3 protein-coding genes are annotated in these 6,877 nt (G+C 65.3%); 2 read left to right on the top strand and 1 reads right to left on the bottom strand.

The window, feature by feature from the left end; genetic code table 11:
* Positions 1 to 320: 320 nt before the first annotated feature.
* Entirely contained in the window at positions 321 to 3,179 is a 2,859-nt protein-coding gene (locus EA795_RS12355; RefSeq protein WP_122077578.1) for a putative bifunctional diguanylate cyclase/phosphodiesterase, read from the bottom strand.
* Positions 3,180 to 3,457: 278 nt separating this feature from the next.
* On the opposite strand from EA795_RS12355, the gene uvrD reads away from it, so the two are divergent.
* Positions 3,458 to 5,647 (top strand): DNA helicase II, encoded by a 2,190-nt coding sequence (gene uvrD, locus EA795_RS12350; RefSeq protein WP_058076226.1) that lies wholly within the window; start codon positions 3,458 to 3,460, stop codon positions 5,645 to 5,647.
* 38 nt (positions 5,648 to 5,685) lie between these two features.
* The gene (locus EA795_RS12345; protein ID WP_122077576.1) at positions 5,686 to 6,783 is read left to right on the top strand and encodes a TRAP transporter substrate-binding protein; all 1,098 of its coding nucleotides are present in this window, start codon (positions 5,686 to 5,688) and stop codon (positions 6,781 to 6,783) included.
* Positions 6,784 to 6,877 lie beyond the last annotated feature (94 nt).

Genomic DNA, 6,877 nt, shown 5'->3' with positions numbered 1-6,877 from the left:
AGATAGGCGGGGCGATGGAGCAGGGTTTCGAGGTCGAGATCGGGGCGCTCGCTGACCACTTCGATGTCGAAGCGGTAGGGCTGGTTGAGCTTTTCATGGCCTTCGAAACCTAGTACCTGCAGGTCGGTTTCGACGCCGGAAATGGCGAGGGTGATATGCGCTTGATTGGCATCCAGCATGCCTTGGCCTCCATCCTTGAGTCAGGCGAAGGCCGAAGGTTGACCGACCTGGACGCCCGTTTCAATGAGGGCGGGGCGGCAGCATGATGGGAATCACGTTTCTTCTGGCGAAGGACTTTCCCCCTTTGCTCGACCGCCTTGCTAACCCAACAGCTCGGCGAACTGGGCGGCCGGTACCGGCCGGCTGATGAGATAGCCCTGGATCTCGTCGCAGCGCTGGTCCTTGAGAAAATCCATCTGGGACTGGGTTTCGACGCCCTCGGCTACCACCTCGAGCTCCAGGCCGTGCACCATGGCGATGATCGCCCGGATGATCGCGGTGTCTTCCTTGGACTGTTCGAGCTCTGAGATGAAGGTCTTGTCGATCTTCACGTAATCCACGGGGAAGCGCTTGAGATAGCTCAGCGAGGAATAGCCGGTGCCGAAGTCGTCGATGGCCAGCTTGACGCCCAGCGCGCGCAGTTGCGTACAGATGTTGATGGCATTCTCGACATCGTCGAGCAGCTGGCTTTCGGTCAGTTCGAGTTCGAGCATCGCGGCCGGCAGCCCGGTTTCCTCGAGGGTCTGGCGCACCAGGCTGACCAGGTTGCCTTGCCGCAGCTGCTTGGCCGAGAGGTTGACCGAAACACGGATGGACGCCAGCCCGTCCAACTGCCACTGGCGAGCCTGCCGGCACGCCTGACGCAGCACGAATTCGCCCAGCGCGACGATCAGGCCGGTTTCCTCCGCCAGCGCGATGAAATACGCCGGTGTCAGCAGGCCCTGCTCCGGATGGTGCCAGCGCACCAGCGCTTCGGCCGCATCGAGGCGGTCCGCCTGCAGGCTCAGCCGCGGCTGGTAGAAGACTTCCAGCTGGCCTTTCTCGAGCGCCTGGCGCAGCTGGTTTTCCAGCTTCAGATTCTCCAGCCCCGAGGCCTGCAGTCGTTCGGTGAAGAACTGCAGCGTGTTGCCGCCCAGATGTTTGGCATGCTGCATCGCCATATTGGCCTGCGCCAGCAGCGTGGCGGGCTCGCGCGTATTGTCCGGCAACAGGCTGATGCCGATGGAGGCGCTGACCACCAGTTCCTGGCCGGCGATATCCATCGGCTTGCGGATGCGTCCCAGCAGGCGACTGCCGACATGCGCCAGGCTCGACAGGCTGCCGTAACCCTCGAGCAGCACCACGAACTCATCCCCGGAAAGCCGGGCGATGGTGTCGGCCCCGGCCAGGCTGTACACCAGCCGCCGGGAGACTTCCTTCAGCAACTGGTCGGCCGCCTCGTGGCCCAGGCTTTCGTTGAGCACCTTGAAGCGATCCAGGTCGATGAAGAGCACGGCCAGGTGCCCGTTGGCGCCTCGAGCACGCTGACAGGCGTCGTGTAGCCGTTCCTTGAACAGGCTGCGGTTGGCCAGGCCGGTGAGTTCGTCGTAGCGGCTCAGGTAGCGCAGGCGTTCCTCGACCTGACGCCGCAGGGTGAGATCGGAAATGAAGGCGACCACGTTGCTGATCGCGCCATTGGCGTCACGCACCGCGCGCAACTGCACCCACTGCGGGTAATTTTCGCCGTTCTTGCGCGCCTCGATGAGCTCGCCCTGCCAGCCGCCGTCGCGGCGAAGCGCTTCGCGCATGCTGGCGTACAGCTGCTTGCTCTCCGCCGAACTGGCCAGCCGCGCGACACTGTGGCCGACCAGCTCCTCGCGGCTGTAGCCGGACAGCTCGCAACAGGCGTCGTTGACCGCCAGCAGCCGATAACCGGCGTCCATGATCGCCACACCTTCGCTGGCCGCCTCGAACACCACGGCGGCCAGGCGCTGCTGCTCGGCCTGGCGGCGCGCTTCGCTGATATCGCGGCGGGTGCCGATCATGCGCAAGGCACGTCCGTTCTCGTCACGCAGGATCACGCGGCCACGGTCCTCGATCCAGAGAGAGCTGCCGTCGTCCCGCTGGACGCGATATTCGACCTTGTAGGTTTCAGTCTCGCCTTTCAGGTGCGCCACCATTGTGTTGCGCACACGCGGCACGTCGTCGGCGTCCAGGCTATGCCAATGGTAATCGGCCTGCCCGGCCGGCAGCCCGGACTGATCGATGGCGATGCTCAGGCCGGAGTGATGCACCTCATCGTTGCGCAGGTCCCAGTCCCACAGCCCCAGCTCGCTGGCCTCCAGCGCAAGGCTCAGGCGCGCCTCGCTCTGGCCCAGGGCCTCGACCACGCCGGCCAACTCTCCGGTGCGCTCCGCGACTCGCCGCTCGAGACTGTCATGGGCGTCGCGCAACTGCCGCTCGGCCAGCCGGCGCTGGTCGACTTCGCGGGCCAGTTCGGCATTCAACTCCCCCGCCTCGCGACTGACGTGCTGCAAGCGCTGGATCAGCAGGGCGTTGTCCGCTCGCTGCTTCAGGCTCAGGGTAACCAGGCGGTTGATCTGCCAGGCGATCATGCCGAGGGTGAGCAGCATGATCAGCCCCAGCAGCCCCCAGCCCTTCTGAACCGGCAGCTCGCTGACGAGCAGCAGCAAACCGGCGGGCAACAGGCAAGGCAGGGTAAAACTCAGGAACGCCCACAGCGATACCCCGCAGGCGACACTACCGGCGACGACAACCGAGCCCAGCACGCCGTAGAGCAGGGTCTGCGCCAGAAAACCTTCCGCAGGCACCAGGGCGACGATCGCATAGCCGAGGACCAGTGCCGACAGCACATTGCCCAGCAGCAAGCCCTGGAACCAGAACGGACGTGCCTGGGCAGCCGCGTCAGCGCTGGCGAATGCGGCGCCTTGCTGCAGGCGCAGCATCGCCAGCGACAGGGTACAGACCGACCAGACGCCCAGTTCGAGCCGCCCGTGCTCGCCCCAGAGCAGCGCCGGCAACAGCAGGCTGGCCAGCAGCATCAGCAGCAGCGGCAGCTTCAGGCCACTGAACAGCCGCCGCGTCCGCTCGGTACGCTGGTCGGCATCCTGATACCCGCACGCCTCGAATTCATCGTCGATCGAAAGCGTTTCATGGCTGGCTTGAGCGGAATGGGTCATCGTGGTTTTCGTTGTGCTGGCGGTCCGGGTGATTCTTCGCAGGTCCTATCGAAGACATCTCGAAACGCGGCCGATTCAACAAATCGGCCCCGATGAAGCGACCGATAATGGCACGTTGCTAGCTCAGCGTCATGCCCTGTTCCGACCAAAGATGAACTCGGCGACGCGCGGAGGCACAGTCGCCGACGAAAGGCGCGCCGGCGACCGTTCCGTCGGCGGCGCCAGCGGGCCCGAGCCAGGGACGAGCGCATCCGCCGCATTTCCAATAGAATGCCGCGATGCATGACGATCTCTCTCTCCTCCTGAACTCCCTCAACGATGCCCAGCGCCAGGCCGTGGCCGCGCCGCTGGGCCGTCAACTGGTGCTCGCCGGCGCCGGCTCGGGCAAGACCCGGGTGCTGGTGCACCGCATCGCCTGGCTCAACCAGGTCGAGCGCGCTTCGCTGCATTCGATCCTGTCGGTGACCTTCACCAACAAGGCCGCCGCCGAGATGCGCCAGCGCATCGAGCAGCTGCTGCAGGTCAACCCGCAGGGCATGTGGGTCGGCACCTTCCACGGCCTGGCGCACCGCTTGCTGCGCGCGCACTGGCAGGAAGCGAAGCTGGAGCAGAACTTCCAGATCCTCGATTCCGACGACCAGCAACGTTTGGTCAAGCGGGTGATCCGCGAGCTGGGCCTCGACGAGCAGCGCTGGCCGGCGCGCCAGGCGCAGTGGTGGATCAACGCGCAGAAGGACGAAGGCCTGCGCCCGCAGAACATCCAGGCCGGCGGCGACCTGTTCCTCGCCACCCAGTTGAAGATCTACGAGGCCTACGAGCAGGCCTGCGCGCGCGCCGGGGTGATCGACTTCTCCGAGCTGCTGCTGCGCGCGCTGGACCTGTGGCGCAACCATCCGGGCCTGCTGGAACACTACCAGCGGCGCTTCCGCCACGTGCTGGTGGACGAATTCCAGGACACCAACGCCGTGCAGTACGCCTGGCTGCGCCTGCTCGCCAAGGGCGGCGAGAGCCTGATGGTGGTCGGCGACGACGATCAGTCGATCTACGGCTGGCGCGGCGCGCGGATCGAGAACCTGCAGCAGTTCAGCCAGGATTTTCCCGATGCCGAGACCATCCGTCTGGAGCAGAACTACCGCTCCACCGCCTGCATCCTCAAGGCCGCCAACGCGCTGATCGCCAACAACCAGGGCCGCCTGGGCAAGGAGTTGTGGACCTCCGGCTGCGAAGGCGAGCCGATCAGCCTGTATGCCGCGTTCAACGAGCACGACGAAGCGCGCTACGTGGTCGAGAGCATCGAGAAAGCCATCCGTGAGGGCATGAGCCGCAGCGAGATCGCCATCCTCTACCGCTCCAACGCGCAGTCGCGGGTGCTGGAAGAGGCTCTGCTGCGCGAGAAGATCCCCTATCGCATCTACGGCGGCCAGCGCTTCTTCGAGCGCGCCGAGATCAAGAACGCCATGGCCTACCTGCGCCTGATCCAGACCCGCCACAACGATGCGGCGCTGGAGCGGGTGATCAACCTGCCGGCTCGCGGCATCGGCGAGAAGACTGTCGAGTGCCTGCGCCAGCTGGCGCGCCAGGAGGAAATCTCGCTGTGGGCGGCGCTGCACCAGGCGGTCGGCACCAAGCTCGTCTCCGGCCGCGCCGCCAGCGCGCTGAACGGCTTCGTCGAACTGATCGACACCCTCGCGCTGAAAGTCGAGGGCATGCAGTTGCACAGCATGGCGCAGCTGGTCATCGAGCAGTCCGGTCTGCTCGCCTATCACCGCGACGAAAAGGGCGAGAAGGCCCAGGCGCGGGTGGAAAACCTCGAGGAACTGGTGTCCGCCGCACGCGCCTTCGACAACTACAGCGACGAGCAGGAGGACGAGCAGACGCCGCTGGCGGCCTTCCTCGACCACGCCTCGCTGGAGGCCGGCGAACAGCAGGCCGGCGATCACGAGGACAGCGTGCAGCTGATGACTCTGCACAGCGCCAAGGGCCTGGAATTCCCACTCGTATTCCTGGTGGGCATGGAGGAAGGTCTGTTCCCGCACAAGATGAGCCTGGAGGAATCAGGCCGTCTGGAAGAGGAACGCCGTCTGGCCTACGTCGGCATCACCCGCGCCATGCAGCAGCTGATCGTCACCTACGCCGAGACCCGACGCCTGTACGGCAGCGAGACCTACAACAAGATCTCGCGCTTCGTCCGTGAGATCCCGCCGGCGCTGATCCAGGAAGTGCGGTTGAGCAATACCGTCAGCCGCTCGTTCAACAACCGCGGCATGAGCGGCTCGTCGCTGTTCGACGGCGCCGGCGTGCCGGACACCCCCTTCAACCTCGGCCAGCGCGTGCGCCACTCGCTATTCGGCGAAGGCACCATCCTCAACTTCGAAGGCGCCGGCGCCCAGGCGCGGGTGCAGGTGAATTTCGAGGATGAAGGCAGCAAATGGTTGATGTTGAGCTACGCCAAGCTCGAAGCGCTTTGACCCAAGCCCCCAACAAGAAACAAGGACATCCAGACGACATGAAACGCCGCCATCTGTTCGGTGCAGCCGCCCTGCTCGCCACGCTGGCCCTGGCCGGCTGCAAGGACGAACAATCCCAAGCGCCCAACCAGCAGGCGGCCGGCGCGCCCGCCAAGACCTATCACTGGAAGATGGTCACCGCCTGGCCGAAGAACTATCCGGGCCTCGGCACCTCGGCGGAACGCCTGGCCGAACGCGTCAACGCCATGAGCGGCGGGCGCCTGACCATCAAGGTCTACGCTGCAGGCGAGCTGGTACCGGCACTGGAAGTCTTCGACGCCGTCTCGCGCGGCACCGCCGAGCTCGGCCATGGCGCCTCCTATTACTGGAAAGGCAAAGTGCCGACCGCGCAGTTCTTCACCTCGGTACCCTTCGGCCTGTCGACCTCCGAGATGAACGCCTGGCTGAGCAAGGGTGGCGGACAGGCGTTCTGGGACGAAGCCTATGCACCCTTCGGCGTGAAGCCGCTGGTGATCGGCAACACCGGCATGCAGATGGGCGGCTGGTACAACAAGGAAATCAACAGCCTGACAGACCTCAAAGGCCTGAAGATTCGCATGCCGGGCCTGGGTGGCGAGGTCCTCAGCCGACTGGGCGCGACTACCGTCAACCTGCCCGGCGGTGAAGTCTTCACCGCGCTGCAGACCGGTGCCATCGATGCCACGGACTGGGTCAGCCCCTACAACGACCTGGCCTTCGGCCTGCACAAGGCGGCGCGCTATTACTACTACCCGGGCTGGCAGGAGCCCCAGGCTGTACTGGAACTGCTGATCAACCAGAAGGCATTCGACAGCCTGCCGGCCGACCTGCAGGTCATCGTGACCGAAGCCAGCCTTGCCGCCAGCCGCGACATGCACGACGACTACGTCTACAACAACGCCCTGGCGCTGGAGCAGCTCAAGCAACAGGGCACCGAGCTCAAGCGCTTCCCCGACGAGGTGCTGGCCGCCATGCGCGAGCAGTCGGACCTGGTACTCGGCGAACTGGCCGCGCAGAGCGAGCTGAACGGCCGCATCTGGGCCTCGATGAAAGCCTTCCAGGCCCAGGTCGAGCCGATGCACGAGATCTCCGAGAAGGAGCTGTACAACTGGCGTTGAGCGTTCCCAGCGCGAAAGACTGGCCTGGAACACATCCCTCTGCCCTTGCGGGAGAGGGCCAGGGAGAGGGGAAACAGGGTGTGCAGTGGCTCCC

The organism is Stutzerimonas nitrititolerans, assembly GCF_003696285.1.
GTDB classification, from domain to species: domain Bacteria; phylum Pseudomonadota; class Gammaproteobacteria; order Pseudomonadales; family Pseudomonadaceae; genus Stutzerimonas; species Stutzerimonas nitrititolerans.
Note: the sequence above shows the minus strand (reverse complement) of the source record. Positions and strands in the feature narration are given on the sequence as shown.